The 290-nt window shown below is 63.4% G+C and carries 1 protein-coding gene; it reads left to right on the top strand.

What is annotated here, in order from left to right; genetic code table 11:
* Nucleotides 1-233, top strand: a 233-nt coding sequence (locus PZH32_RS13685; RefSeq protein ID WP_275208808.1) for a cyclic pyranopterin monophosphate synthase MoaC, incomplete at its 5' end; no start/stop codon positions are given.
* Nucleotides 234-290: the final 57 nt, after the last annotated feature.

Below are 290 nucleotides of genomic sequence, written 5' to 3'. Positions count from 1 at the left end.
CGCCGGTGTTCGAAGGTGAGCGCGAGGACGGCCGCGTGGGTGTTCACGTGACCACTACGTGCGGTGAAACGGGTAAGACGGGCATCGAGATGGAGGCGCTGACGGCGGCCTCCGTGGCGTGCCTGACGGTGTACGACATGTGTAAAGCGGTGGATCGCGGCATGGAGATTTCCGAGGTGCGCCTGCTGAAGAAAGACGTCGGCAAAACTGGCCTTTGGCTGCGCGAGGAATAACAGCGCGCGGGACGGCAGATAGGTTTAAAGGGGCGAGGCCCCAGAAGGTGCGCGGAG

It is taken from the genome of Adlercreutzia equolifaciens, assembly GCF_029076695.1.
Classification (GTDB): Bacteria; Actinomycetota; Coriobacteriia; order Coriobacteriales; family Eggerthellaceae; genus Adlercreutzia; species Adlercreutzia equolifaciens_A.
Note: the sequence above shows the minus strand (reverse complement) of the source record. Positions and strands in the feature narration are given on the sequence as shown.